This window comes from Aminobacter anthyllidis, from assembly GCF_018555685.1.
In the GTDB taxonomy this organism is placed as follows: Bacteria; Pseudomonadota; Alphaproteobacteria; order Rhizobiales; family Rhizobiaceae; genus Aminobacter; species Aminobacter anthyllidis.
In genome coordinates this window covers 351,555-375,443 of sequence record NZ_JAFLWW010000004.1, presented here as the reverse complement: position 1 = coordinate 375,443, position 23,889 = coordinate 351,555, and the positions used below count along the sequence as shown (strand labels likewise).

Genomic DNA, 23,889 nt, shown 5'->3' with positions numbered 1-23,889 from the left:
GATGGTCGCGCGCGATGTATGTCGCCTTTCGCCACCAGATGCGCACCGGTTCGCTGGCGGCATCGGGATTACCCCGTTTCTCTCATATTTGGAAACGATCGCCAGCCAGGCAGAGCCACCTGCCGTTTGGCTTTACTATGCAAATCGCAATTTGAGCAGCCAAGCTTTTGCTCAACGAATTGCTGAATTGAAGACGCACTTACCGACCCTGCAGGTGTTCAACGCGTGCGATGACCCCGATGTGAAAGGTGGGGATATCATTGGCCGGTTAACGGCCGACGTTGTTGATGATTCCCTCGTTCATCGGCGGGCGCGATTTTATTTTTGCGGGCCGGAGCCTATGATGAACGGCATAACCGCTCAGCTTCTCGCCAGAGGCGTGCCGTCCTTCGATATCTTTCGCGAAGCTTTCAAGTCACCGGCAAAGCCAACCGGTGATCCGGATCAGACTTTCCAGGTCACTTTTTCTAGGTCGCAGAAGGCAATCGTATGGTCACCCGACAAAGGAAGTTTGCTGGCATTCGCGGAGCGAAACGGCATTTCGCTCCCTAGCGGCTGTCGAGTGGGACAGTATCCTGAACTGGACCAAGCGGCAGGATGTTGGGTCTGCAAACAAAAACACTCCCGGAGCTGGGCTCACGGGAGTGTCGTTATCAATGGTTGCGGGACACGCAACCAACACTAATGGCGACTGGTTGAGCGCCCTGTCCCGAAGCTTGCCGTGCCTAGGCTGAGTGCTCTCGCAGCCAATCTCGGATGGAGCGATTCCACTTTGGACCAAATTCCTAATCTGCAGGCACAGATTCGATTCCTGTCGGGATCCACGATTCGGACCTGTGACCTCTGCCTTCGAGGCGCAGGTCGATAAAACCATAGATGCAAAGTGATCAGTGGGCGAGGGAGAAAAAGCTTCAATCTCGCCTCGCCGCCCTCAGTCGCCGCCGCGGCCGCGCGGATAAGAAATGATCGACAGATACTTGATCGGCAAATGGGTCAGCTCTTCCGGGCCATGCGGTGCGTCGGCGTCGAAGAACAGGCTGTCGCCGGGCGTCATGCGATAAAGATTGTTGCTGTGACGATAAACGACCTCGCCTTCCAGCATGTAGAGGAACTCCATTCCGTCATGCTGGAAGGTCGGGAAGACGTCCGAATCCTCCGACAGCGAAATCAGGTAGGGTTCGACCGTCACGCCCGACGTGTCGGAGCCGATATGGCCAAGCAGCGTGTATTGGTGCCCGGCGCGCGTGCCGCGACGTTCAACGTCGACCCCTTCGCCGGCCTTGACGAAGACGGCGTTGCGTTCTTCCTCGAAGCGGCGGAAGAAGGCGGTGACCGGTACGCCCAGCGCCCGTGACAGCGCCTGCAGTGTCGTCAAAGACGGCGAGGTGATGCCGTTTTCGATCTTCGACAGCATGCCAAGCGAAATGTCGGTGGCCGATGCAAGGTCGGCAACCGTAATGCCGAGCTTCTTGCGGAAGGCACGAACTTCGTGGCCGATCGCCACTTCGAGCACCTTTTCCCGGGTGTCGCGAACGGCATGCGGATCCTGGTGCAGCGGCGGCGAGACGTGAGCCAGAGCGGATTTCGCGGCGCCGGCTGAAACCGCAGCCGACAGCGCCTTGCCATTCTTCTTCGAATGCCCGTTCTTTTCTGCCGCCTTAGCTTTGCTCATATTGACGCCGCCTGCCTCTGCTCGCTGAATCTATTTCACCGACAGTAAACATTTTCAGTGTCGGGTTCAACAGATTCTGACAAACGCAGCGGATCGACGGCGGCCGGCGAAACGCAAGCTGGCCAGGCATTCGGTTGGAAGTTTTGACGGGTGAGCCCGGCTACTGCATCAGCAGTATTTGCAGGTCCGCAACATTGGTGCCGGTGGCACCGGTCATCAGCAGATCGCCGGATGATGCCAGTGCATGGTATGAGTCGTTGTTCTGCAGCAGCGCCACCGGATTGCAGCCGAGCTTGCGCATCCAGGTCGTCGACCCGGCGTCGACGATGGCGCCCGCCGCATCGGTGGGGCCATCGCGGCCGTCTGTTCCGCCGCTCAGAAAAACCCAGGGACGCTTGATCGACGTCCACTCGTTGAGCAGCGCAAAACGCAGCGCCAGTTCCTGGTTGCGCCCGCCCTTGCCGTTGCCGGCGACACGTACCGTCGGCTCACCACCAGCAACGATCGCAACGGGACCGCGCTGGCTGGCTGCAAACACCGCCATGCGGTGCAAGGTCTTGGCGACATCGGAGACATCGCCACTCAGCCAGTCGTCTGCCTTGACTACGACGGGATAGTTGGCTTCGGCGCTGTGCATCACCCTTTGCAGGCTGATGCCGTTACTGCCGATGACGAGGTTTTCGACATGATCGAAGCTGGGTGCGACCTCGTCGCGTTCGACGAGCAGGTCGAGATGCGCCTTGAGCGCCGGCGACAACGTCTTGACCAGATCATAGCGGTCGAGAATGGCGATTGCCTCGGCCTGCGTCGCCGAAGGCCGCGCGGTCGGACCACTTGCAACAGTGCCGACATCGTCGCCGGGCACGTCGGACAGGATGAGCGAAAGCACCTTGGCCCGTGAAGCGAGTTGGGCGAGACGTCCGCCCTTGAGCCGCGAGAACAGCTGCCTGACGGCATTGATTTCGCTGATGTCGGCGCCGCAGCGGATCAGCGTGTCGTTGAGCGCGATCTTGTCCGCGAGCGCGATGCCCGCGGCAGGAGCGCAGGTGAGCGCCGAACCGCCGCCGCTGACCAGCACCAGCACAAGATCGTCTGTTTCGGCCGACAAGGCGGCGCGCTCGATGACCTCGGCGCCCCTGATGCTGCCTTCGTCGGGCAAGGGGTGACCGCCTGATATCACTTCCACGCCTTCGATTTCGGCCAGGTTCTCGAAATTGGTCACCGCAACGGCGGTAACGAGCTTGTCGCCAACGAAAGGCAAGGCCGCGCGCGCCATCGGGCACGCCGCCTTGCCGAAGGCGATCAGGATGACCCGCCTTGCAGCGGCGATTTCATCCGTTTTCGTTTCAAGGGCGGAGATGACCGCCTGCTCGGGATCGGAAGCCGCGATACCTTCGCGAAACAGGGCCGTTGCCTGCGCGCGAAGCTTGACCAGTGCCGAGACCGAGCAGTCGAGATACATCACACCACCTTGTCGGGTAAGGCGCGGCCTTCGAAGAAGGCGGTCAGATTGTCTACCGCCTTCATGCCCATGGCCACGCGGGTTTCTTCGGTGGCGCTGCCCAGATGCGGCAACAGCACCACATTTTCCATGCGCATCAGCGCTCCAGGTACGTCGGGCTCGCCGTCATAGACGTCGAGGCCAGCGCCGGCGATGGTGCCGCTATCGAGCGCCGCGACCAGCGCTTTCTGGTCGACCACGTCGCCACGCGCCGTGTTGATCAGGAACGCGCCGCGCTTCATTGAGGCAAGCCGTTCGGCATTGATTAGATGCCGGTTCTCGGCGCCGCCAGGGCAATGGAGCGAAACGAAGTCCGATTGCGCTAGCACATCCTCGATGGTCGCCAACTGGCGCGCGCCCATGGCACGGGTTTCCTCGTCGTCGACCTTCGAGCGATTGTAGAAGACGACATCCATGTCGAAGCCGAAATGCGCCCGCTTGGCCATGGCTTTGCCGATGCGGCCCATGCCGATGATGCCAAGAGTCTTGCCGGTGACCTTGGTGCCGATCATGTGCGTCGGACACCAGCCGACCCATTGGCCGGCGCGCACCTGGCGTTCGCCCTCGCCAGCCCGCCGGGCGACCGAAAGCAGCAGGCTCATGCCGATGTCGGCGGTGCAGTCGGTCAACACACCTGGCGTGTTGGTAACGGCGATGCCACGGGCGCGTGCCGAATCGGTATCGATGTGGCTAAAGCCGACGCCAAAGTTGGCCAGCAGCTTGGTACGGATGTCGGCGTCAGGAAACACCGACGCCGGCAGCTTGTCGCTGACGGTCGGCAGGATCGCGTCAAAGTTCAGGAACGCCGCCTTGAGCTCAGTCGGGCCCAGAGGGGCATCGCCCTGGTTGAAGGTTGTGTCGAACCGCTCCGCCAGGATCTGTTCGACTGCTGCGGGCCAGCGCCGCGTGACGATAACGCGAGGTTTCATTTCAATTCCTTGGTCATGCTTGGAACACCGCACGCCCCGAATGGACGCGCAACAGGCATTCTAAGCAGTTCGAAACGACACATCATGCGATGGATCATCGATAATCGGCCGGCGCGCCGGTCGGATAGAAGGGAGCCGGTCGGCGCCGGCTCCCCGAAGGCCAGGTCAGGCGGCCTTCTTCTGTTGCTCCAGCACGCCCGCGACGGTCGGGCCGAACGCTGCTGGGGTCGGCACGATGGTCACGCCGGCTTCGCGCAGGATCTCGACCTTTTCCTGGGCGGACTCGCCGAAGGCCGAGATGATGGCGCCGGCATGGCCCATGCGCTTGCCCTTCGGTGCCGAAAGACCGGCGATGTAGGCGATCAGCGGCTTGCGCATGTTGTGCCTGGCCCATTCGGCGGCCTCGGCTTCCTGTGGGCCACCGATCTCGCCGATCATCACAACCGCATCGGTCTCCGGATCGTCCTCGAACAGCTTGAGAATGTCCTTGAAGGACGAGCCGTTGATCGGGTCGCCGCCGATGCCGACGGACGTCGAAACACCGATGCCGAGCGCCTTCATCTGCGAGGCCGCTTCATAGCCGAGGGTACCCGAACGGCCAACGATGCCGACACGTCCCGGCAGGTAGATGTTGCCGGGCATGATGCCCATCAGCGCCTGCCCGGGCGTGATGACGCCGGCGCAGTTCGGGCCAACGAGACGCATGCGGTCTTCGTAGCGGAAGCGGCGCATGTAGCGCTTGACCCGCATCATGTCCTGCGAGGGGATACCGTCGGTGATGCAGACGCAGAGCTTCAGGCCGGCCTCGGCCGCTTCCATGATCGAGTCAGCCGCAAAGGGCGGCGGCACGAAGACGATGGAGGCCTCGGCTCCGGTTTCGCGCACAGCACCGCGGACGGTGTTGAACACCGGAATGCCCTGGTGGACCTGGCCACCCTTGCCGGGGGTGACACCGCCGACCACGTTGGTGCCGTAGCGCTTCATGTCGTCGGCGTGGAACGAGCCGATCTTGCCGGTCAGACCCTGGACGATGACGCGCGTCCGGCGATTCAAGAGAACTGCCATTTCGACCTCCCTTAGTTCTTTTTGCTTTTCGAGAATGCACGCATCGCCTCGACCGACTTCTCGGCTGCCTCGGCGAGCGTGTCGGCGATAATCACCTTTTCGCCCGACTCGGCGAGGATGCGCCTGCCCTCCTCGACATTGGTTCCGGCAAGCCGCACGACCAGCGGCACATTGACGCCAACCTCGCGGATCGCCTTGATGACACCCTCGGCCACCCAGTCGCAGCGGTTGATGCCGGCGAAGATGTTGACCAGGATGGTCTCGATATTCTTGTCGGCCAAGACGGCACGGAATGCCTTGGCCACTCGCTCCGGCGAAGCACCACCGCCGATGTCGAGGAAGTTCGCCGGCTCGCCACCGGCAATCTTGATCATGTCCATCGTCGCCATGGCGAGGCCGGCACCATTGATGATGCAGCCGATGTTACCTTCGAGGCCGACATAGGAAAGGCCACGGTCGCTGGCGAAGGTTTCGCGAGGATCTTCCTGCGACTTGTCGCGCAGCTCCGAAATCTCGGCGCGGCGGAACAAGGCGTTTTCGTCGAACGACATCTTGGCGTCGAGCGCGATCAAGTTGCCGTCCTTGGTGATGACGAGCGGGTTGATCTCCAGCATCGAAGCGTCGAAGTCGCGGAACACGCGGTAGCAGCCGAGCAGCGTATCGACGGCCTTGCCGATCAGACTGTTGTCGAGCCCTAGACCGAAGGCGATCTCGCGGGCCTGGAACTGCTGCATGCCAGCGCCCGGATCGACGATGGCGCGGATGATCGAGTCGGGCTGCTTTTCAGCGATCTCTTCGATCTCCATGCCGCCGGAAGCGGACGCCACGATCATGACGCGCTCCGACTTGCGGTCGAGCACGATGCCAAGATAGAGTTCCTGACGGATATCGACGGTTTCTTCGACATAAAGCCGCGACACCAGCTTGCCCTTGGGGCCGGTCTGATGCGTTACCAGCTTGCGACCGAGCATGGATTCGGCGGCCTCGGAGACCTCATTGTCAGTGGAGCAGATGCGAATGCCGCCGGCCTTGCCGCGTGCACCGGAATGGATCTGCGCCTTGACAACCCACTTGCCGCCACCGATCTCGCTGGCGCGATAAGTCGCCTGCTCCGGGCTGTAGGCAAGACCGCCGCGCGGGATCTGCACCGAGTAGCGCGCGAGCAGTTCCTTGGCCTGATATTCATGAATATCCATGTCGAACTCCTCCTCAGTTTGGCAGGCCGTTGCGCGACCGCGCCGACTGCTCGATTGCGTCGTGCATGACCAGGACGTTGCGGGCCATGCGTTCGGATGCGGCGTCGATCATCTTGCCGTCGAGTGCTGCGGCACCCTTGCCCTGCTCCTCGGCTTCCTTCAGCACCTCGATGATGCGGCGGGCACGGGTGACTTCCTTTTCCGGCGGCGAGAACACCGCGTTGGCAAGCTCGATCTGCGAGGGGTGGATGGCCCACTTGCCTTCGATGCCGAGCGCTGCCGCACGTTTTGCGCCTGCGATGTAACCTTCCGGATCGGAGAAATCGCCGAACGGTCCGTCGATCGGGCGCAGGCCGTAGGCGCGGCAAGCGACTGTCATGCGCGACAGGGCGGCGTGCCACTGATCGCCGGGATAGTCGGGGTTGAGCCCGCCGATGCTGACGGTGCGTGCCTTGCAGCTCGCGGCATAGTCGGCGACGCCGAAATGCATCGCCTCAAGCCGGCCGCCATAGGCGGCGATGGCTTCGACATTGGCCATGCCGAGTGCTGTTTCGATCAGGGCTTCCAGGCCGACGCGGGTCTTGAAACCCTTTGCCATCTCGATCTGGCTGACCATGGCGTCGACAGTGTAGAGATCGGCAGGAACGCCGACCTTCGGCACCAGGATGGTGTCGAGCTTGTCGCCGGCCTGTTCCATCACGTCGACCACGTCGCGGTACATGTAATGGGTGTCGAGGCCGTTGATGCGGACCGAAATGGTCTTGCCCTTGGCGCGCCAGTCGATCTCGTTGAGCGCCTGGATGATGTTCTTGCGGGCGCGTTCCTTGTCCGGCGGTGCCACCGCATCCTCGATATCCAGGAAGATGTAGTCGGCCTCACCATCGGCGGCCTTGCGGATCATCTCCGGATTCGAACCCGGCACTGCGAGCTCGCTGCGCTGCAGACGCAGCTTGCGGAGGTGGTGGAGTGTATGGCTCATGCGATCCTCCTCAGGCTGCTTTTGCGACGGCCGGCTGGGCCGACAGGCGGTAATGCTCGAGCGCGGCACCAACACCTGAACCCGGCTGCACCTTGACGCCGACGTCGCGCAGCGACATTTCGGCCGCCGAGATCGCACCGCACATCATCACCTCATTGACCCAGCCGAGATGGCCGATGCGGAACACCTTGCCGGCAACCTTGCTAAGGCCGACGCCGAGCGAGGTCTGGTAGCCGTGATAGGCGCGGCGGACGACTTCGGCGCTGTCGACGCCTTCAGGCACGAGGATAGCGCTGACCGTGTCGGAGTGCCACTTCGCCTCCTTGGCGCAGACTTTCAGGCCCCAGGCGTCAACCGCCTTGCGCACGCCAGTTGCCAGTCGGTTGTGACGTTCGAAGATGTTGTCAAGGCCTTCTTCCTGGATCAGGTCGAGGGCTGCACGCAGGCCGCGCAGCAGCTGAACGGCAGGCGTGTAGGGGAAATAGCCGGTGTCGTTGGCGCGGATCTGGTCCTCGAAGGAGAAGTAGCAGCGGCTGAATTTCGCTGACTTGGCCGCGTCCAGGGCCTTCTGGCTGACCGACAGGAAGCCGAGGCCGGGCGGCAGCATGAAGCCCTTTTGCGAGCCTGAAACGGCGCAGTCGACACCCCACTCTTCCTGGCGGAAGTCGATCGAGCCAACCGATGAGACACCATCGACGAATAGAAGCGCCGGGTGCTTGGCGGCGTTCAGCGCTGCACGCACCGCGCCGACATCGCTGGTGACGCCGGTAGCGGTTTCATTGTGAGTGACGAAGACCGCCTTGATGCGGTGTTCCTTGTCCTTGGCGAGACGCTCGGCATAGATCTCGACCGGAACGCCCGTGCCCCATTCGGCATCGACGACATCGACATCGAGGCCGAAGCGCTCGGCCATGTCGACCCAAAGATGCGAGAACTGGCCGAAGCGCGACATCAGCACGCGGTCGCCTGGGCTGAGCGTGTTGGTGATCGCCGATTCCCAGGCGCCGGTGCCCGAGGACGGGAAGATGAAGGCGCGGCCGGTCTCGTTGCGGAAGACCTTCATCAGATCGGTGAACAGGCCGCGGGTGAAAGCAGGATAATCCGGCGCGCGCATGTCCTCCATCGGCATGTTCATCGCCTGCCGGACACTCTCCGGAACGTTGGTCGGTCCTGGAACGAAAAGCTGATTGAAGCCGGCCATGAAAAGTCCTCCCGAAAACTGTTGCGGCGTGGTGCCCTGTCTGTGGCTTTCGGGAAGATGATCGGTTTTGCACTGCCGGCTCACAACACCTGCCGGGATAGATTCGCGGACCTTTGGGCGTTGGACCGGGCCTACTCTTTCAGATGTGCCGGCGGCCTTTCGGATAGGGTGGAACCTACCCGGCAACCGCGCGATTGGCGCCAGTTCCGCTCACGCAAACTTGTAAGCGAGGGGGCTCGTTCTGCCGCCACTTAGGCCGATAATGGGCCGGAGAAGGAACCGCCCATGGACTTCAAGACCCTCGGCTTCCTCGCGGCGACAGCCCTCTATCTGCTGCAGCCTTTGCCGGCTACGGCGGATGACGCGCCGCCGAAATCGGGCAATCCCGTTTTCGACCGCGCCGTCGAACTCGTCGTCGACAATTTCCATGACGCTTCGGCGCTTCCGCGGTTCGGCTCTGCGGTCAGGCAGGAAATTGGCAGCGAGCCGCTGAACGCGAACAGTTCGGAGACGCGGGTCGACAAGGCGATCGACAGCGTGCTTGCCAGTCTTCAGGCGTCCCACACCGGCCGTTTCGAGCCAGACACGATCGCCTATTTCGAGCTCGCCGACATCTTCCGCTTTGCCATCCGTAATGACATGCGGCGGCTGTTTCCACCCGACGGCCAGGTCAGCTACCCCGGCATCGGCATGATCGCCGAACCGTTGGCAGGGACCCTGTTCGTCAGCGACGTCTATGACGGCTCGCCGGCCGCGCGAGCAGGCATCCAGACCGGCGATGAAATCCTCTCGGTCGACGGCGCGCCCTATCATGAAATCGCGTCGTTCAGCGACAAGGTCGGCCGCACCGTCGAGATCAGGCTACGCCGGAACGCCAACGCCGAACCCATCGCGGTCAAGGTCGGGGTAGAGCGGCTGCGCCCGCTCAGGACTTTCGAGCAAGCGATCGAGGCAAGCATTGGCGTCAGCGAGCGTGATGGAGAGCGGATCGGCTATGTCAGGCTGTGGACCCTTTCGGCGCCTGACGGTCTCGACATCGTTGCCCGCCAAATGGCGGATGGTCGCCTCAAGGAGGTCGACGGCATGGTCGTCGACCTGCGCGGACGCTGGGGCGGCGGCCCTTCCGATGCCGCCGAGCTGTTCGTTGGCGACACGCCGACATTCCGGCTCATCCAGCGTGGCGGCGAGGCAACGCTTGCCAATATGCGCTGGCAAAAGCTGGTCGTCGCCATCATCGACGAAGGGGCGCGAAGCGGGCTGGAGCTGTTCGCCTATGCGCTGAAGAGCAACGGCATTCCACTCGTCGGCGCCCGAACCGCCGGCGCATTGCTGGCGGGGCGCGCCTATCTCTTGCCCGATGACAGCCTTCTCGAAGTGGCGGTCTCCGACGCCGTCATCGGTGACGACGTGCGGTTGGAGGGTGTCGGTGTTGCGCCCGACATCCCGGTGGCCTTCAGCCTGCCCTACGCTGCGGGCCGGGACCCGCAGCGCGATGCCGCCGTGCAAGAGATGCAGCGCATCCTCGACAGCCGCTGAACTCCTTACACCCCCGTCGTCGGACGATGCTTGGTGCCGTCGATGAACCGCTCGTAACGGAAGGCCTGGGGATCGACGAGCGGCGTGTTGCCCCTCACCAGATCGGCCGTCAGCCGCCCGGCGGCCGGGCCAATGCCAAAACCGTGCCCAGAAAAGCCGGTGGCGATGACCAGTCCGGGCAGCGACCTAACAGGCGAAATCACCGGCACCGCATCAGGCGTTGCGTCGATGAAACCCGCCCAGCGCTGCAGCGTGGGCACGCCCTTCAACACCGGAAACACCTTCTCCATGTTGGCACGGGCAGCTTCGAGCGGGGCAACGGCCGGCGCCGGATCGAGCGTGCGGTGCCGCTCATAGACACTGCCCGCACCTTCCAGCTGGGGTGAAAGCCCGAAGGGGCCACCGAGGAAATCGCCGAAGCGCAGGCCGACCGAGCGCCATTCGCGCGAGAGAATCGGCAGGAAGTCGACGAAATAGCGGAAACTGTCAGGGTTCAGATGGTGATAGCTGACGGTGCCGTTGGCAATGGTGTAGCCGCCGTCGAGACGCTTGCGGTAGGCAAAGCCCTCGGTCCACGCGGCACCATCGGGGCCACCCTGAACAGGACCGGTACGCATCACCGATGAGCGCACGGCAAGTTGCGGCAAGCGGATGCCGACCGTTCGGCAGAGCTGGCTCGACCATGCGCCGCCGGCAACGACAACGGTGCTGGCGCGGATCGGACCGTTTTCGGTTACCACGCCTGAGACGCGACCGCCTTCGGTTTCAATCTCGCGCGCCGCGCAGCGCAGCAGGATGCGAGCGCCGGCGCGTTGGGCGGCGCGTGCAATCGCGGGCGCCGCCTTCTGCGGCTCGGCGCGGCCGTCACTTGGCGTGTGCAGTGCAGCCCTAAACGTCTTTTGCGCGCCCGGCATCAGCTTGGCCAGCTCATTGCCCTCGATCATCTTGCTGTCGAGCGCAAAATCGCCCGCACTTTTCACCCATTCGGCATGATGTTCGACGTCGCTTTCGTCCTGGCAGAGATAGAGAATGCCCGTGCGGCGGAAGCCGACATCTTCGCCGAGCAGTTCCTCGATGCCGCCCCACATCTTCATGGCCTCGACGATCAGCGGCAGTTCGCGCGGATCGCGGCCCATGCGCCGACACCAGCCCCAGTTGCGGCTCGACTGTTCGCCCGCGACGTGGCCCTTCTCGCAAACGACGACCGAGATGCCCTTGCGCGCCAGGAACAGCGCCGCGCTCACGCCAATGATACCGCCACCGACGATGACGACGTCGGCGCTCTTCGGCTGGATGTCGCCAGCGGGAACCGGATCGACTGGAGGCCCCATTCATTTCTCCCCAATGAGCGAACGGGGGTGGCGTCCCAGCCCGTCTTGAAAATAACATACAGTACTGTATGCACTGACGTCCAATGCTTGCAATGCCGCCGAAGCTATCCGGCGATCGAACCGGGGGGAAGAGCCATGTCGCAGCGAAAAATCATCATCGATACCGACCCCGGCCAGGACGACGCCTTTGCCATCCTGTTCGCGCTCGGTTCGCCCGAACTGGACGTCGTGGCGCTGACCACCGTCGGCGGTAACGTTCCGCTGGCGTTGACCTCGCGCAACGCGCTGCAGATCGCCGAGCTCGCCGGCCGCTCCGACGTACCGGTCTATGCCGGTTGCTCGCGCCCGATGGTCAAGGCGCTCAAGACCGCCGAATATGTCCACGGTCCGACCGGCATTGACGGCTGTGTCCTGCCTGAGCCGACCAAGCCGCTGCAGGACAAGCACGCCGTCAACTTCCTCGTCGACACGTTGATGGAAGCACCCGAAGGCGAGATCACCGTCTGCACGCTCGGACCCATGACCAATCTCGGCATGGCGATGGTGATGGAACCACGCATCATCCCGCGCATCCGTGAAGTGGTGTTGATGGGTGGCGGTTTCTTCGAGGGTGGCAATGCCACGCCCGCCGCCGAGTTCAACATCTGGGTCGACCCGCATGCCGCGGCTGTCGTGTTCGATTCCGGCGTGCCGGTGACCATGGCCGGCATCGACTGCACCTATACCGCCCAGATGACGCCCGAATGGCTGCAACAGCTGCGTGCGCTCGGTACCCGCTCGGCCATCGAAGCCGCCAACATGGCCGACTTCTACCGCCAGTACGGCTCGCACAAATTCCCGACCGAGGCCCGGCCGATCCACGACGCCTGCGTCACCGGCTACCTACTCGCACCGGAGCTCTACGAGCAGAAGCAGTGCAACGTCACCATCGAGCTGATGTCGCCGGAGACCATCGGCATGACCGTGGTCGACTGGTGGCATGTCACCGGCCGGCGCAAGAACTGCAACGTGCTGCGCCGCATCGACGCTGACGGCTTCTTCGCGCTGATGCTGGAGCGCTTCGGCAACCTCCCCTGAGGACGACGAGATGAGGCGCAGCCCAACTTCTCCCGAGCGGTCGGCCAAGTCCGAGACGCGGAAAACGCTGTCGCGCGAGGCCTGGATTGCCGCGGCTATCGCCACGCTGGAAAAGAAGGGCATCGCCAACGTCAAGATCGACCACCTGTCGAAGCAGCTGAAGGTCACGCGCGGCAGCTTCTACTTCCACTTCAGGAACCTGAAGGACCTGCTCGACAGCCTGCTGGAGGAGTGGCGCCAGCGCAATTGCAAGCCGTTCGAAGCCCTTATCGACCAGGAGGTCATCGACGGCCCCGCCTTCTTCGATGCGGTAACAGGCGTCTGGATCAGGGAGGACCCGTTCAGCCCACGGCTCGATCTGGCCATCAGGGATTGGGCGCGCAGCTCGGCGGTGATCGCCCGCAAGGTGCAGGCACAGGACGATTTTCGCATGGCCCTGCTCGTTCGGGCCTTTGCCGTGATGGGTTACGACCAGGACGAAAGCCTGATCCGCGCCCGCATCACCTACTTCCAGCAGATCGGCTACTACGCCACCCACTTCAAGGAGCCGCCGGCGGACCGCAAGCGCTTCCGCTCGCTCTATACCAAGATCCTGATCGGCTCCGAATGACGGCGCCAGCCCGTATGAACTGAGGAAATGAAATGTCCCTGCCCGTGCCTTACCTGTCCGCCCGAACGCTGACCGTCGTCAAGAAGATCGACACCACGGGTGCGGCACGCATCGTCAATCTCGGGCTCAACGAAAGCTGGCTCGGATCGGCCCCGGGCGTGGTCGAGGCAATTCGCGAGGCTGCGCCAAACGTCTACCGCTATGCCGATCCGAACTGCGGAACGATGCGCGCGGCGATCGGCAAGCAGTTCAACCTCGACCCCGCCCGCATCGTCTGCGGCAACGGCTCGGAAGAACTGCTCGATGCGGTCGGGCGCGTCTATGCGCGCGCCGGCGACGAGATCCTGTTTCCGGCCTATTCCTTCCTGCAGTTCGCCATCGTTGCTTATCGTCTTGGCGCCAAAGCAGTCGAGGCACCGCTTGGCGCCGACTTCTCCGTCGATGTCGACGCGCTGCTGGCCGCCGTCACGCCGGCGACGCGCGTCGTCTTTTTGGCCAATCCCAACAACCCGACCGGCTCGGTCGTGCCGATGGACGAGGTCGCGCGGCTGGCGCGCGAGCTGCCGTCGCATATCGTGCTGGTGCTCGACGCAGCTTACGCCGAATATGTCGACCCGGCCGAGGCGGTCGCGACCTTCGAGATCGCCGATCGCCATCCCAACGTCATCGTCACCCGCACCTTCTCCAAGGCATATGGTTTGGCGTCGGCGCGTGCCGGCTGGGCCTATGCCTATCCGGAGGTGGTTTCTGCGCTGAACAATGTGCGTGGCATCGGCAACGTCAACGGCCTGGCACAGGTAGCGGCAACGGTTGCAGTCGGCGAGCAGGAATTCGTCCAGCACGTACGCGCCCGCACCACCGAGGAGCGCGAATATCTCGAAGGCGAACTGCGCAAGCTAGGCTTCGAGATTTCGCCGAGTGCCGCCAATTTCGCCTTCGTCCGCCTGCCTGGCGCCTATGCCGGCTGGGCCCAGGCGACCGTGGCGCGGCTTGCCAGGCATGGCTTCATCATCCGCTCGAACGAAGATTACGGCTTGCCGGAATGGTTGCGCATCTCGATCGCCGATCGGGCCGATCTCGATGAAATGCTCGGCCTGTTGCGTATCGAAGTGCGGGCGGCCAACGGCTGAAGCGTCGGCCCATCACACAAAGAGCCGGCGAACCCTGTGGCTCGCCGGCTCTTTTTTGCCGGGAATGTTGCGTTCCGGAGCTGCCTAGAGACTACTCCGGCAAGGCTCAGGCCTTGGTTGCAGCCACCGCGGTTGATGGTTCGCGGCCGGCGCTACGATGCTGCCACCAGTCACCCAGCAGAAGCAGGATCGGTGCTGCGATGAAGATCGACGACGTCGTTGCAATGAACACACCGAACACCATCGGAATGGCGAAGTTCTCGACAGCACTACCACCCCAGATCGCCATCGGCAGCATCGACAGCAGGATGGCGACGGAGGTGTAGATGCAGCGCGCGAACACCTGGTTGATACTCATGTCGATGATCTCGCGCAGTGGCATCTTCTTGTACAGGCGCAGGTTCTCGCGCATGCGGTCATAGACAACCACCTTGTCGTTCACCGAGTAGCCGATGATGGTCAAAAGCGCTGCAATCGCCGTCAGGTTGAAGTCCAGCCCGAACAACGCGAAAAAGCCGACCATCTTGGTGGTGTCCAGCACAAGCGTCGCGATGGCGCCAATGGCGAAGTTCCACTCAAAGCGCCACCAGATGTAGACCAGCATGGCAAGTGCGGCCAACACCACGGCCAGGATGCCGGACTGCGCCAACTCGCCGCTGACCTTCGGACCCACCACTTCGGTGCGTTCGAACTTTACGCTCGGGTCGAGCTTCTGCACGGCGGCCTTGATGGTGTCGACAGCAGCGGTCTGCGCTGTTTCGCCACCTTCCTGGCGCTGGACGCGGATCAGCACATTGCCCTCGCCGCCAATCTGCTGCAGCGCCACCTCGCCGATGTTCAAGCCGCCCAGCGTGCTGCGCAATTGTGCTAGGTCGGCCGGTGTCGAAGTCGCGATCTCGACCTGGATGCCGCCCTTGAAGTCGATGCCGTAGTTGAGGCCCGGCTTGAAGAACAGGCCGATGGAGGCCAGCGACAGGAAGATCGACATGCCGATGCCGAGGTAACGCGCCTTCATGAACGAGATCGAGGTCTTTTCCGGGAAGAACCGGATCAGCGGTTCGATCGTGATCGTCTTCAGGCGCTTGCGGCGCACAACGGCCGCCATCAGGATGCGCGTCACCGAAACGGCGGTGAACATCGATAGGCAAGTGCCCAGGAACATGGTGATGGCAAAGCCACGCACCGGACCGGAGCCGAACATGAACAGCAGGCCGGTGGCGATGAGCGACGTCACGTTGGCATCGACAATTGTCGAATAGGCGCGCTTGAAGCCATTGTCCAAGGCAGCGAAGGCGCTGAGCCCCTTCTTCGACTCTTCCCTGATCCGTTCGTTGATTAGGATGTTGGCGTCGACGCCGAAGCCGATGCCCAGGATGATGCCGGCGATGCCGGGCAGCGTCAGTGTACCGCCGATCAGGGTCAGCACGCCGAAGGTCAGGATCAGGTGCAACAACAGCGCGAAATTCGCGATCATGCCCCAGGTGCCGTAGAGCGCCACCATGAACAGCACGACGGCCACGAAGCCGGCGATGCCTGTGTAGATGCCCATCTTGATGACGTCGCCGCCGAGGTCGGGACCGACGGTCCGCTCTTCGATGACGGTCAGCGGCGCCGGCAGCGCGCCTGCGCGCAGAAGCGCCGACAGCGTCACCGTCTCTTCAACGCTGAAGCTGCCGCTGATCTGGCCCGACCCGCCGGTGATCGGCTCCCGGATGCTTGGCGCCGACAGCACCTTGCCGTCGAGAACGATGGCGAACGGCTTGCCGACATTGGCGGCGGTGATCTCGGCGAACTGGCGCGCGCCGACGCTGTCGAAGCGGAACGAAACCAGAGGTTCCTGGGTGCGCTGGTCAAAGCCGGCGCGGGCATCGGTGAGGCGTGCGCCATCGAGCGCGACGCGATCCTCGACAGGATATTGCGCACCGGACTTGGCGTCGGGAAGCATGCTGACGCCGCGCGGCAACGGCTCACCATTGGCGACATTGGCCACCATGTGGAACGTCATCTTGGCGGTGCTGCCGAGCAGCTCGCGCAAACGTGTCGGATCCTGCAGGCCCGGCAGCTGGACGAGCATGCGGTCGCTGCCGACGCGCTGGATCGTTGGTTCTGCGACGCCGACCTGGTCGACGCGCTGGCGCACGATCTCGAGGCTCTGCTGGAGCGCCGCGTCGAGCTTGTCGCGCTGGCCGGCCTCGGTCAGTACGACCTTGATCTGCTTGTCGGCGGTGGTGACCTCGATGTCAGGCTTACCCCCACCAAGACCGAGGCCGCCGCTGACGGGCACAGCCAGCGACTGCAGCGTAGCCAGGGCTTTCGCCCGCTGAACATCGTCGGGAATGTTGACGACGATGGCATCGCCAGCGAGCCGTGCCGACGATGCGTTGATGCGCTCCTTGCGCAGGGCGCCGCGCACATCGTCGAGCAGCGAGCGCAGACGGTCGGTCTTGAGCGCCGCCGCATCGACTTCAAGCACCAGGTGCGAGCCGCCCTGGAGGTCGAGGCCGAGCGTGACCTGTTGTTTCGGAAACCAGCTCGGCAATGCTGCCAGTTGCTTTGATGTAAGGGCGTTGGGAAGCGCGGCAATGATGCCGGCCAAAATGATGATGGTGTACGTCACCACCACCCATCGGGAGGTCCGCATATGATTTATCCTGCAAAAGCAATCGCCGCGGCGCGATGCGCGGACGACGGCAGTTAGTTCGACGGCGCGGCACATCGGTGCCCGCGCCATTCACAGATGTTTCAGGAGAATGCGGGCGGCGCGCGCGCACCGTAGGTCGGCCCCGACGGTCGGACATTTGCCCGCAAGACCAGATCGGAGCGCGGCCTGGCAATGGCCGTTGTGGACATTTCCACCCCGGCCGGGATCAATGCCGACTTGCCGTCATCGTGCTGGGGCATCGCCTTGGCACTGCGCCAATCGACGACGACGAATGATCGCTCGGGAATGGCGGGGCCGGTACTCCGTCCGCGGACATCCATTTGGCCCGAAGCAGGGTCGGTGGCAGCAGATACCAAGGGCACGCTGTTAATCAGCGACCCGCCAACCATGGCAAGCATCACCGCCATGCATAACAGCACGGCCGGCAACATGCCGGTTATAGGCGATCTATATGCCTTGGTCTGCTGCATAAGGTGGTGGCGCGGTCCGTGATCTCTGGGGGCTGAGTTGCCCAAGGAGCCGACCAGTAAGGCATTTTAATGGATACGCCAAGCGAGTCTTGCCGCCGTCCAAAAGGGTGTCGGGGCAAACGCAACTGTCAGACACTGGGTTAGGCGAATAGGTATCCGACCCCACGAATGGTCTTGATCACCTCGGGCTTGGACGGATCGGTCTCGATTTTCTTGCGCAAACGCGAAATGCGAATGTCGATGCTGCGGTCAAACGGGTCCCAGCCCCGATCATGCGCAAGCTCGAGCAACTGGTCACGATTGAGTATCCGCCCCCTGTTCTCGGCGAACACCTTGAGCAACCTGAATTCCATCGGGGTGATCGCTATGTCTATGCCGTCAGCATCGAACAATTTGTGCGTCTCCAGATCAAGCCGACAAGTGCCGAACTGGGCACTCTGGGCGCCGATGGCATTTTCGGAAACACGGTCCCGGCCCGTTGTCCTGCGCAGCACGGCCTTCACCCGCGCCAGCAGTTCGCGCAGGTCGACCGGCTTACCGATGTAATCGTCGGCACCGATCTCGAGGCCGACGACCCTGTCGATGATTTCCGCCGAGCCGGTCAACATGATGATGGCCACCTGAGAATGCTCGCGCAGGTAGCGCGCCAGGGAGAGACCGTCTTCGCCGGGCATGCGGATATCGAGGATCACGACATCGACGGGTTGGCTCTCGACGAGCTGGCGCAAAGCCGGCCCGGCATCGGCTGTCGTCACGGCATAGCCGTGGCGCTCCAGATACTCCGCGACCATTTCGCGGACATCGGGCTCATCATCGCAAACGACGATCTGCGAGTTGGCAGTCACTAGGTCCTCACCTCGATTGGAAAAGTACCCCTCTTCGGCAAGGTCAGCAAATCAAACAGCGTCATTCAGGCCTGCCTGACGACCAGTCCGGAAACGAACCTGCGCAACTCGATAGGCTTCACCGGCTTTTCGAGATAGGGCCGCTTCGTCGCGCGCAGGAATATCTGCGCATCGGGGCTGATCGTATCGCCGGTCAGGAAAGCGAGCCTGTCGACCTCGGCTGGATGGTAGTCGGCGATGTAGTTGTAGAGGCGCCTCCCATCCATGCCCGGCATCTTCAGGTCGCTAAGGATGACGGCAAACGTGCGCTTCCTGAGCTGCGTCAAAGCCTCCTCGCCCGACCGCGCGACGACGACATTGAAACCATCGCGCTTGAGGACTTCGGCGATCAAGTCGGCAACCTCCCGCTCGTCATCCACCACCAGGCATGACAGGCCCGTGGAGTTGGCTGGTTCTTCATCGGACGGTCCCAAACTTTCGACGAGCCGATCGGAAGCCGGCAGCGAGACGACGAAGGTCGAGCCCCCGCCAGGCACGGTTTCGACCTCTATCGTCCCTTGGTGAGCCTGTATGATGCGATGGCAGAATGACAGGCCGATGCCCGTTCCGGCCCCAACCTCCTTGGTCGTGAAGAACGGCTCGAAGATGCGTGGCAGTATTTTTTCCGAAATCCCGGGGCCGGTGTCGGTGACGCTGAGGGTGATATTGCCGCATTCCGGGTGACGCCCCGTTGCAACCAGTATCTTCCTCGGGCCCTCCCAGTGATGCAGTGCATGCTCGGCATTGACCAGCAGGTTGATCAGCACCTGGCTGAGTTGGTCGGGGTCGCCCCAGATCGCTGGTAGATCCGATTCGAGATCGAGCATAAGCTGGATATCGGAAGAGCGGATCGAATAGTTGACCACTTCGAGCGCAGCGGAAACAACCTCGTCGATCGAGACATTTGTGGCGCGCGTTGGCTGTTGCCTGGCCATTGCCAGGAAAGTCTTGACGATCCGGGCGCAGCGCTCCGCCGCCCTGCTGATCTTATCGGCGCGGTCGACCGTCTTGGGGTCGGTCGAAGTCTCCTTCAGCGTCAGCGACATGCCCAGCACCACCGACAGCGGATTGTTCAACTCATGGGCAACGCCGGCAAGCAACCCGCCGAGCGCGGACAGCTTCTCGTTCTGGTGCAGCTTCTCACGCTGGTGTTCGAGCTGCTTCTGCAACTCGATGCGGTCGCTCAGATCGTAAGTGTGGGAAACGATGACCTGCTCGCCGTGGAAATCGATCAACCGCGACGAGATCGAACACCAGAATGTCTGGCCGTCATTGCGCCTAAGCTGGGTTTCGAACTCGTCGACCGCGCCGTCGCGCAACAGGCGTTCAACATATTCGTCGCGGTGCGCTGGATTGGTGAAATGTTCAAGGGCGCCGGCAACGTCGCCCAGAAGCCTTGTCGTCGCCGGGCTGCTGTACAGCTGCTTGCCGTCATGCGCCCGTGTCATCTGGATGCTGACGGGGCTGGCCTCCAGGACCCTGCGCACCAGATCGTCTGCCTCTTTGGCCGCCAGTTCAGCCCGCTTGCGCTCGGTGATGTCGAGACGGGTGACAACGAAGCCGCCCTCTCGTGTCGGGCTGTTCGAAACGAAGAACCAGCCGCCATCGGCATGCTGGAATTCCTGCTGCCGGTACTCGCGCCGATCCCTTGCCCGCTCGGCCAGCCACTCGTCGATCCTGTCGCCGGGAACGCGGAACTGGCTGCGTTCGGCGGTCACGCGAAGGAAATCGAACCAGTTCACCCCCGGGACCAGCACATCCGCGCAGATGGCATGCATCTTCCGATACTGGCTGTTGGCCAGCACCAGGCAATCGTCCTTGTCATACAGGGCGAACCCTTCGGCCAGCGACTCGATCGCGTCTGTCAGACGGTTGTTTGCCTGGCGCGTCTGTTGCTGCGCCATGATCATGCCGTTGATGTTCGTCGCGTTGGAAACGATCACCTTCTTGCCCTGGAAGTCGATCAGCCGCGCCGAGAGCGAACCCCAGAAGATGGTGTCGTCGGAACAATATTGCCGCACGCGGAAATCATCGATGCTGCCCTTGTCCAGCAGGGTGCGGACCAATGTCTCCCTGTCGCCGGGGTCGACATAGTAGTCCGCGATGTGGGAGCGATCGCCATAGAGTTCCCGGCTGGCGGGGTTGCAGTAGAGCGTTTCACCCTCGATCGTCGACATGCGTGTTGGCGAGGGGCAAGCGTCCAGCACCCGCTGCATAAGCGACGTCGCCTCACGTTCCGCAGCCTCAGCCCTCTTGCGCTCGGTGATGTCGAGGACGCCGATGACCAGCGACGGGCGCGAGCGGAATACGCTTCGCCGCCAATTCGTCGAGCACCAGACGCGCGACCCATCTTCCCGTTGCATCTGGATCTCGCAGTCGCGCAGGATGTCGTTGCCGTGGACACGGCAACACGCCTCATCGAATTCGTCCGGGTTCACAAAATGGTCGGTGAGCAGCTGCTGCTGTTGCGGCTGCCATTTGCGGCCAAGCAGGTGCGACCCGTCGAGGCTCTCATAGAGGATCTGCTTGCTTTGCTCGTCGACGACCCAGACCGGCAACGGGTGGCTGTCGGTGATACAGCGGAATATCTCGGCACTGTTGAGATGTGCAATCTGGGCAAGCTTCATTTCGGTGATGTCGGTGCTGATCAGCGCGATGCCGGCATCAAGGCGGGGATGGCTCGTCAGCAGCTTCCAACCACCATCGACGGTTTGTGCCTCGATCGGCGGCACGTTCGGCTGCCGCCAGCGCAGCGCGGCGCGCCGCACGAAGTCATCGGTCGTTTCCACGACGAGACCGTCGAAGCTGGTGAATTGCCGGAGGACCTTGGCAACGGCTGCAATGACATTCATCGGCGGCTGCTTACCGCGCGGCTGGATAATGCCGCCGAAAATCTCGACGTTGGCATCGACAAGAATGTCGTCGCTGTCGAAAAGCGCGTAGCCCGTCCGAACATTCACGGCCGGATCACCAGCTCGCATGATCGTCTCCTCAATCCTGAGCGCGGCCACATCACGGCGGCGTGAGCGCGGCGGATGATTACAAGCCCTCTGTTTCGGTATGAGGTCGAAACTCACTCACTTTGTTTCAATTGTTTCGGACTGAGCGCCTTTTCTGCGTATTTGCGCGAACAAACGAAACCTTTTCCCTGAACTCAGAAAAAGCGCCGAAACAGGCCTGAGCTAACTTCCGCCATGTCGACTTCTTTGGGTCGGCTCCCGGCATGCGGAAGCAGCCAGTCTATCAAAAACCCACGGGATGTTGATAGGCCGCCCTTCCACAGGCAAGGCGCCGGCAAAGTCGAGAACTCAAACGTCCCTCAAGGAGACATGAGATGCGATCGACCATTCTAGCCTTTTGCGCTGTTCTGCCGACCTTCGGCGTGGCGCATGCTTTCGACTTCGCTTCCACCTTTCAGTTCCCGCCCGCCGGGATGATGTCGTCACGGCCCGAGCCGTCGAACGCAACATCGTCGCGGATCGTGAAGAAGCAGCGAACCCACGTCTATTCACGCGCGTCGCTGGGCGCGAAACCGGGGCGGCTCACGTCGCACCGCCTGTTCGGGGTCCTGCCGCTGTCTTCAACATTCGACAGCGGGCACGGCTCGATCGGACTTTCGTCAGCTGCCTCGATGGCGATTGGCGGCCCTGCTCGTCCGGGCGGCCGTCGTGCGCCCTGCGGCAACTCGCAGATCGACTGAACATCACCACTGAAACAAACGAAACACTTCTCCCCGACGCCGGGAACATGCCCGAAACAGGAGAGGTCTAGATCAGTATCGCCGACTTCGGCACAGCTCAAAGGAGTTCCAGGATATGACTACTCTGACCATCCGATCCCCCGCCGCCGGCCTAGTCTCGTCGCTGGCTTCGCGGATCGCGGCTGCCCATCGGGCATTCTGGCTGCGTCGCGCCCATCGCCGCGCGGTTTGGAACCTTGCGGAACTTGACGATTACCTGCTCAAGGACATTGGCGTGGCACGTTCCGAAATCCAGTCGCTTGTCAGCGACCCATCGGCTGATCGGAACCGCGGCCATGAACACAATGTGGAATGATGCCAGCTGGAGGTCCGACCCTGGCAACGCCTGCCAGCATGTGCTGGGCCAGACTTTACTCGCCCCGCCTGTGCTCGCACTGCACGGCTCCGCGAGTACAAGCTTGCTGTGGCAAGGCACCGCGGACTACCTCCGAGGGCGCTACCAAGTAATCGCGCCTGATCTGCCCGGCTATGGCAATGCTTCCAGGCGAGCGTCCCGCGATATCCCCAATGTCGCGGGCGTCATTCTCGGCTCGATGGCAGAGCCGATGCATCTTGTCGGGCACGGGCACGGTGCGGCGGTGGCGCTGGAAATCGCGCTGTTGCGGCCGGAACTGGTGAAAAGCCTGACGCTGATCGAGCCAGCACTGTTTCATCTGCTGCGTGACGGCGATCCGTCCGATCTGGCCTTGTTCATCGAGCTTGCCAGCATGGCCGACCAACTGGCGACAATGGCAACTGCCTCCAGCCCGACAGCCGGCATGCGTGCCTATGTCGACTTCTGGCATGGCGCGGGAGCCTGGCGCCGGAGCAGCGAAAGCCTCCGGCAAGAGCTTGAGCTCCATGCGGAGCAATTGGGCCGGGATCTTGCCGCGGTGCTTGCTGCAACCTGGCCAGCAAGCCGCTGCCGCGAGCTCGTCTGCCCGACGCTTGTTATGATGGCACTGGAAAGTCCGATCACGAGCTTGCGCGTCACCGAAATGGTGGCCGAGGCTGTTCCAGGTGCACGGCTGGCCATCGTTCCCGATGCCGGACACATGGCGCTGCTGACCGATCCACATATCGTCAATCCGATGATTGCCGCACATTTGCGAGCCGCCGCCGGAGTACGTACCGTCCGAAAGTCGCGGCGTTCAACAGCGTCACTATCCCATTCGCTCTGACCGACCGGCGCTTGCCGGTCGGTGCGCTTGCGTCTCCAGCCGATCGACGGGTCGCGCCGGCGCTGCGGGATACGGACAAACCTCTCCGATCCCTTTCCCGATCCCATCGCGTTGCAGTCGGCTCGACAGAACCAAGAGTGCCCCTTGCGCTTGGCTGCAGTCATGCCGACGGTCACCTACCCAATTGAACCCACGCCAAATCCAATCGTTTTGCGCCTGTGCCTGGTCACAGGCCATCGCGCCTGCATGGCTGCAATGGCACGACCGCTATTCCAGCAAGCCTGCCCTTTCTGGCTGAAAAGCAGCGTAATGTTTCGCTTCCTACCGGCGACTGAAACAAACGAAACACTTATCGCCAGGTTCTGAAAACAGCTCGAAACGGGACGTCGCTAGAAATAGGGCGTCGCCGATGTTGGCGTCACCTCCCAAGAAAGGAACCTACCAAATGAAGAAGATCATCCTGGCTGCCGCATCCCTCGCCTTCATGTCGGGCGCCGCCCTGGCATCGTCGAACAACGGCGTGGTCATGAAGTTCAGCCCCGCATCTCGCGTCATCACCCTCGAGAACGGCCACAGCTTCACGGTACCACGTGACGTCGCCCTTCCGACTGTCCAGATCGGCGAGAAGGTCTCGATCGAGCTCAACGATGAAGGAGACAAGGTCACCAGCGTCCTGCGCTGATCGACACCTCCCCACCGCCACAGGGCAGCTTGAGCTGCCGCAAA

The 23,889-nt window shown here is 62.6% G+C and carries 21 protein-coding genes; 9 read left to right on the top strand and 12 right to left on the bottom strand.

Translation table 11 applies throughout. The features are described from left to right. The first annotated feature begins 1 nt into the window (after nt 1). Complete coding sequence (locus J1C56_RS15640; protein WP_214390985.1) at nt 2-685, top strand: ferredoxin reductase domain-containing protein; 684 nt, start codon at nt 2-4, stop codon at nt 683-685. A gap of 246 nt (nt 686-931) precedes the next feature. On the opposite strand, the gene J1C56_RS15635 is transcribed toward J1C56_RS15640, so the two are convergent. The 7 genes from J1C56_RS15635 to J1C56_RS15605 all read right to left on the bottom strand — a co-directional run bounded on the left by J1C56_RS15635 (nt 932) and on the right by J1C56_RS15605 (nt 8,543). Continuing rightward, nucleotides 932-1,672: a helix-turn-helix domain-containing protein gene (locus tag J1C56_RS15635; protein ID WP_214390984.1), complete on the bottom strand. Its 741-nt coding sequence runs from the start codon at nt 1,670-1,672 to the stop codon at nt 932-934. Between the two features lie 160 nt (nt 1,673-1,832). Beyond that, the gene (locus tag J1C56_RS15630; protein WP_214390983.1) at nt 1,833-3,134 is read right to left on the bottom strand and encodes a glycerate kinase type-2 family protein; all 1,302 of its coding nucleotides are present in this window, start codon (nt 3,132-3,134) and stop codon (nt 1,833-1,835) included. After that, nucleotides 3,134-4,102 carry a 2-hydroxyacid dehydrogenase gene (locus J1C56_RS15625; protein WP_214390982.1) on the bottom strand — a complete coding sequence of 323 codons (969 nt, stop codon included), beginning with the start codon at nt 4,100-4,102 and terminating at the stop codon, nt 3,134-3,136. Before J1C56_RS15625 ends, J1C56_RS15630 begins: the two co-directional genes overlap by 1 nt. Before the next feature lie 165 nt (nt 4,103-4,267). Further along, the gene (sucD, locus tag J1C56_RS15620) at nt 4,268-5,167 is read right to left on the bottom strand and encodes a succinate--CoA ligase subunit alpha (protein ID WP_184770564.1); all 900 of its coding nucleotides are present in this window, start codon (nt 5,165-5,167) and stop codon (nt 4,268-4,270) included. An 11-nt stretch (nt 5,168-5,178) separates the two neighbouring features. Further along, nucleotides 5,179-6,363, bottom strand: a complete 1,185-nt coding sequence (locus J1C56_RS15615; protein ID WP_214390981.1) for a malate--CoA ligase subunit beta — start codon at nt 6,361-6,363, stop codon at nt 5,179-5,181. 13 nt (nt 6,364-6,376) lie between these two features. Continuing rightward, nucleotides 6,377-7,342, bottom strand: coding sequence for an HpcH/HpaI aldolase/citrate lyase family protein (locus J1C56_RS15610; RefSeq protein WP_184770562.1), 966 nt, complete (start codon nt 7,340-7,342; stop codon nt 6,377-6,379). A gap of 10 nt (nt 7,343-7,352) precedes the next feature. After that, nucleotides 7,353-8,543 (bottom strand): aminotransferase class V-fold PLP-dependent enzyme, encoded by a 1,191-nt coding sequence (locus J1C56_RS15605; protein WP_214390980.1) that lies wholly within the window; start codon nt 8,541-8,543, stop codon nt 7,353-7,355. A 285-nt stretch (nt 8,544-8,828) separates the two neighbouring features. On the opposite strand from J1C56_RS15605, the gene J1C56_RS15600 reads away from it, so the two are divergent. Continuing rightward, nucleotides 8,829-10,079, top strand: a complete 1,251-nt coding sequence (locus tag J1C56_RS15600; protein ID WP_214390979.1) for a S41 family peptidase — start codon at nt 8,829-8,831, stop codon at nt 10,077-10,079. Nucleotides 10,080-10,084: 5 nt separating this feature from the next. Here J1C56_RS15600 and J1C56_RS15595 read toward each other — a convergent pair whose 3' ends face one another. Then, nucleotides 10,085-11,410 (bottom strand): NAD(P)/FAD-dependent oxidoreductase, encoded by a 1,326-nt coding sequence (locus J1C56_RS15595; RefSeq protein WP_214390978.1) that lies wholly within the window; start codon nt 11,408-11,410, stop codon nt 10,085-10,087. Between the two features lie 135 nt (nt 11,411-11,545). On the opposite strand from J1C56_RS15595, the gene J1C56_RS15590 reads away from it, so the two are divergent. The 3 genes from J1C56_RS15590 to J1C56_RS15580 are packed head-to-tail and all read left to right on the top strand — an operon-like array spanning nt 11,546 to nt 14,227. Continuing rightward, the gene (locus tag J1C56_RS15590; RefSeq protein WP_214390977.1) at nt 11,546-12,487 is read left to right on the top strand and encodes a nucleoside hydrolase; all 942 of its coding nucleotides are present in this window, start codon (nt 11,546-11,548) and stop codon (nt 12,485-12,487) included. Nucleotides 12,488-12,497: 10 nt separating this feature from the next. Further along, nucleotides 12,498-13,097 (top strand): TetR/AcrR family transcriptional regulator, encoded by a 600-nt coding sequence (locus J1C56_RS15585; RefSeq protein WP_214390976.1) that lies wholly within the window; start codon nt 12,498-12,500, stop codon nt 13,095-13,097. 32 nt (nt 13,098-13,129) lie between these two features. After that, nucleotides 13,130-14,227 (top strand): pyridoxal phosphate-dependent aminotransferase, encoded by a 1,098-nt coding sequence (locus J1C56_RS15580; protein ID WP_214390975.1) that lies wholly within the window; start codon nt 13,130-13,132, stop codon nt 14,225-14,227. A 106-nt stretch (nt 14,228-14,333) separates the two neighbouring features. Here the strand turns inward: J1C56_RS15580 and secD are convergent, their stop codons facing one another. The 4 genes from secD to J1C56_RS15560 all read right to left on the bottom strand — a co-directional run bounded on the left by secD (nt 14,334) and on the right by J1C56_RS15560 (nt 21,224). Beyond that, nucleotides 14,334-16,868: a protein translocase subunit SecD gene (gene secD / locus J1C56_RS15575; protein ID WP_214390974.1), complete on the bottom strand. Its 2,535-nt coding sequence runs from the start codon at nt 16,866-16,868 to the stop codon at nt 14,334-14,336. A 101-nt stretch (nt 16,869-16,969) separates the two neighbouring features. Continuing rightward, nucleotides 16,970-17,359, bottom strand: a complete 390-nt coding sequence (locus J1C56_RS15570) for a hypothetical protein (protein WP_214390973.1) — start codon at nt 17,357-17,359, stop codon at nt 16,970-16,972. A 140-nt stretch (nt 17,360-17,499) separates the two neighbouring features. Continuing rightward, a complete protein-coding gene (locus J1C56_RS15565; protein ID WP_214390972.1) occupies nt 17,500-18,204 on the bottom strand; it encodes a response regulator in 705 nt (234 codons plus the stop codon). Between the two features lie 65 nt (nt 18,205-18,269). Next, nucleotides 18,270-21,224 carry an ATP-binding protein gene (locus J1C56_RS15560; protein ID WP_214390971.1) on the bottom strand — a complete coding sequence of 985 codons (2,955 nt, stop codon included), beginning with the start codon at nt 21,222-21,224 and terminating at the stop codon, nt 18,270-18,272. 353 nt (nt 21,225-21,577) lie between these two features. On the opposite strand from J1C56_RS15560, the gene J1C56_RS15555 reads away from it, so the two are divergent. From J1C56_RS15555 to J1C56_RS15540, 4 genes are all read left to right on the top strand, one after another. Continuing rightward, a complete protein-coding gene (locus tag J1C56_RS15555) occupies nt 21,578-21,943 on the top strand; it encodes a hypothetical protein (RefSeq protein WP_214390970.1) in 366 nt (121 codons plus the stop codon). A gap of 115 nt (nt 21,944-22,058) precedes the next feature. Continuing rightward, nucleotides 22,059-22,298 (top strand): DUF1127 domain-containing protein, encoded by a 240-nt coding sequence (locus tag J1C56_RS33650; protein WP_214390969.1) that lies wholly within the window; start codon nt 22,059-22,061, stop codon nt 22,296-22,298. Then, nucleotides 22,189-23,163 (top strand): alpha/beta fold hydrolase, encoded by a 975-nt coding sequence (locus J1C56_RS15545; RefSeq protein WP_246591417.1) that lies wholly within the window; start codon nt 22,189-22,191, stop codon nt 23,161-23,163. The genes J1C56_RS33650 and J1C56_RS15545 overlap by 110 nt, the downstream gene beginning before the upstream one ends. Before the next feature lie 445 nt (nt 23,164-23,608). After that, a complete protein-coding gene (locus tag J1C56_RS15540) occupies nt 23,609-23,845 on the top strand; it encodes a DUF1344 domain-containing protein (RefSeq protein ID WP_214390967.1) in 237 nt (78 codons plus the stop codon). Nucleotides 23,846-23,889: the final 44 nt, after the last annotated feature.

Excerpts from the sequence above, each read along its gene's own strand:
- J1C56_RS15595 (WP_214390978.1), bottom strand. The coding sequence starts at position 11,410 with ATGGGGCCTCCAGTCGATCCGGTTCCCGCTGGCGACATCCAGCCGAAG.
- J1C56_RS15635 (WP_214390984.1), bottom strand. The coding sequence starts at position 1,672 with ATGAGCAAAGCTAAGGCGGCAGAAAAGAACGGGCATTCGAAGAAGAAT.
- J1C56_RS15555 (WP_214390970.1), top strand. The coding sequence starts at position 21,578 with ATGCGATCGACCATTCTAGCCTTTTGCGCTGTTCTGCCGACCTTCGGC.
- J1C56_RS15570 (WP_214390973.1), bottom strand. The coding sequence starts at position 17,359 with ATGCAGCAGACCAAGGCATATAGATCGCCTATAACCGGCATGTTGCCG.
- J1C56_RS15590 (WP_214390977.1), top strand. The coding sequence starts at position 11,546 with ATGTCGCAGCGAAAAATCATCATCGATACCGACCCCGGCCAGGACGAC.
- J1C56_RS15540 (WP_214390967.1), top strand. The coding sequence starts at position 23,609 with ATGAAGAAGATCATCCTGGCTGCCGCATCCCTCGCCTTCATGTCGGGC.
- J1C56_RS15610 (WP_184770562.1), bottom strand. The coding sequence starts at position 7,342 with ATGAGCCATACACTCCACCACCTCCGCAAGCTGCGTCTGCAGCGCAGC.
- J1C56_RS15630 (WP_214390983.1), bottom strand. The coding sequence starts at position 3,134 with ATGTATCTCGACTGCTCGGTCTCGGCACTGGTCAAGCTTCGCGCGCAG.
- J1C56_RS15615 (WP_214390981.1), bottom strand. The coding sequence starts at position 6,363 with ATGGATATTCATGAATATCAGGCCAAGGAACTGCTCGCGCGCTACTCG.
- J1C56_RS15585 (WP_214390976.1), top strand. The coding sequence starts at position 12,498 with ATGAGGCGCAGCCCAACTTCTCCCGAGCGGTCGGCCAAGTCCGAGACG.
- J1C56_RS15600 (WP_214390979.1), top strand. The coding sequence starts at position 8,829 with ATGGACTTCAAGACCCTCGGCTTCCTCGCGGCGACAGCCCTCTATCTG.
- secD (WP_214390974.1), bottom strand. The coding sequence starts at position 16,868 with ATGCGGACCTCCCGATGGGTGGTGGTGACGTACACCATCATCATTTTG.
- J1C56_RS15625 (WP_214390982.1), bottom strand. The coding sequence starts at position 4,102 with ATGAAACCTCGCGTTATCGTCACGCGGCGCTGGCCCGCAGCAGTCGAA.
- J1C56_RS15560 (WP_214390971.1), bottom strand. The coding sequence starts at position 21,224 with ATGCGAGCTGGTGATCCGGCCGTGAATGTTCGGACGGGCTACGCGCTT.
- J1C56_RS33650 (WP_214390969.1), top strand. The coding sequence starts at position 22,059 with ATGACTACTCTGACCATCCGATCCCCCGCCGCCGGCCTAGTCTCGTCG.
- J1C56_RS15580 (WP_214390975.1), top strand. The coding sequence starts at position 13,130 with ATGTCCCTGCCCGTGCCTTACCTGTCCGCCCGAACGCTGACCGTCGTC.
- J1C56_RS15640 (WP_214390985.1), top strand. The coding sequence starts at position 2 with ATGGTCGCGCGCGATGTATGTCGCCTTTCGCCACCAGATGCGCACCGG.
- sucD (WP_184770564.1), bottom strand. The coding sequence starts at position 5,167 with ATGGCAGTTCTCTTGAATCGCCGGACGCGCGTCATCGTCCAGGGTCTG.
- J1C56_RS15605 (WP_214390980.1), bottom strand. The coding sequence starts at position 8,543 with ATGGCCGGCTTCAATCAGCTTTTCGTTCCAGGACCGACCAACGTTCCG.